This is a genomic window from Mycobacterium sp. SMC-13, from assembly GCF_045311035.1.
GTDB lineage: Bacteria > Actinomycetota > Actinomycetes > Mycobacteriales > Mycobacteriaceae > Mycobacterium.
In genome coordinates this window covers 1-1790 of sequence record NZ_JBJIAI010000076.1, presented here as the reverse complement: position 1 = coordinate 1790, position 1790 = coordinate 1, and the positions used below count along the sequence as shown (strand labels likewise).

Annotated in this window: 1 protein-coding gene and 1 pseudogene; one reads left to right on the top strand and one right to left on the bottom strand. The window is 63.4% G+C overall.

The features are described from left to right. Nucleotides 1-214 (top strand): annotated as a pseudogene (locus ACJH6I_RS31715) (hypothetical protein); the annotation flags it as partial. Nucleotides 215-306: 92 nt separating this feature from the next. Here the strand turns inward: ACJH6I_RS31715 and ACJH6I_RS31710 are convergent. Further along, nucleotides 307-1599, bottom strand: coding sequence for an IS4 family transposase (locus ACJH6I_RS31710; RefSeq protein WP_110201936.1), 1293 nt, complete (start codon nt 1597-1599; stop codon nt 307-309). Nucleotides 1600-1790: the final 191 nt, after the last annotated feature.

Here is a 1790-nt window from a genome sequence, read left to right as displayed (position 1 = left end):
CCGTGGTCTGGTGCAGGAGCTGATCGGCCGCGCGCTCGCCGACGGCAAGGCGGCAGGTTTCGCGCGGGCGTCGATCTCGTTCCTGATCGGCAACGACGCGGCCGAACGCTGCTACACCAAGGCGGGTTTCGCCTTCGCCGAAGAGAAGCGCGACGCCGCCTTCGAAGCGCTGACCGGCGCACCGGGCTTTCGCAGGTTTGCGCGGGCGATTTGAGTGGGGGCGGCTAACGCGCCACACATCCAAGCCGTGGTTGTTGATGGTGTGGTACGCCTGTGCCCAATGGTGCTGTCGTCCCGGCGAAGGCCCTAGGGCATGCACAGATCTCTGAGGGACCATCCAGCGGCTGCGGCGTGGAAGTATTGCAGGCCGTGTTTCATAGTGATGGGGCCCGGCGGTTTGGACGATGGATAGCCGTCCCAGCCGCCGAGCCGGCCGATAATCCAGGCGGCCCAAGCGAGGCTGTCAGGCGGGTGCGGGTTTCTCAGCCGCTTGCTTTGGGCTTCGAGGTTGCGATTGAGGGCGGCAAGTGTAGCGACTTCCCCAGCATTGAAGGCAATTCGGACAGACTGGTTGTCGCGACCATCGCGCGCCTGCACAAGCTGAAGGGAGATGACTGCCGCCTTGGCCGCGATCGCGACCAGCTTGAGAAGCCGCTCGGCGGTCCCGATCTGACTGTCTTCGAGCTTGAGGCCTTGTGTCTTCAAGATGCGGAAGAACTGCTCGATCAGCCACCGCCGCTTGTACCATTCGATAATGCGCCAGGCCTCTTCTGCATTCGTCACCGGATGCGTGGTGAGCAGCCGCCAGTGCAGCGGCTCGATCCCGGCCTGCGGCTCGATCTCGCGCACATCGACCAGGATCAAGGGTAGGCTTTTCGGCAGATGGCGCAGGAACTTGGTTTGCGGTCGGGCCAGTTCGACGGCGCCGAAGCGCAGATCGAGAAGCGCAGCCCGCTCAGGCCGTTGTGCTCGCGCAGGCAATACGATGGTCCGTTGTTCGATGCTGGTCATGGCCTCGCTGGCCGCATACAGGCCACAGCCATCCGCCAGCTTGCGATCATGCATGCTCCGGGCAATGACGTGGAACTGGTGTTCTGCGGCGCAGGCGTAGAGCGCGAAGATGTCGCTCTCGCGGTCGCCCAGCATGGTCACCATCGCAGCCTTCGCCAACAGCGGCTTGGCTGCCAGAGCGGTCGCGATCCAGCGTTGCGATTCTTTGTCCTTCAGATCGCGATTGTCGTGCGAGACGGTGCGGCGGCCCTGGCGGGTCCAGATCTCGCCGTGCAACAGGCCAAGGCAGCAGCCGCTTTCCGCGTCTGCGGCCAGCATCGGGTGCAGCAACACCCCGCGGGTGTTGCCATGACCGATCTCGCCCAAGCCACGCCGGTTTTGTGCCTTGGTGGCAAAATTGATCTCGCTGGTATCCTGGATCGCCAGCACATGGCGGCCTTCGGCCGCCATTACCGTACCATCGCTCCAGCTTTCGATTATCCGCGTCGTCGTCACCTTGGCATTGCCGAGAAAGCGGTTGAAGCGCACCTCCCGGGCACGCATGCCTCCTGCCAGCCGTCGCAGGCAGACATCCTTGCCCGCGACCATGCATTCGACGAGCGCCGCCCCCCTTTATCGAGGCGGAGATCCCCGAACCGACCTAATGACCAGTCAATTTGCGCCAGCATGTCGACACCTCCGCCAAAGCCGAAGTGCCGCAATATGAATCACACGAAATACCGATTCGGGAATCCCCACCCAACTAGATGTGTGCATGCCCTAGGGCCTTCGCCGGGACG

Bases quoted from the DNA above. Each gene is read 5' to 3' on its own strand.
- ACJH6I_RS31710 (WP_110201936.1), bottom strand. From the start codon at position 1,599: ATGGTCGCGGGCAAGGATGTCTGCCTGCGACGGCTGGCAGGAGGCATG.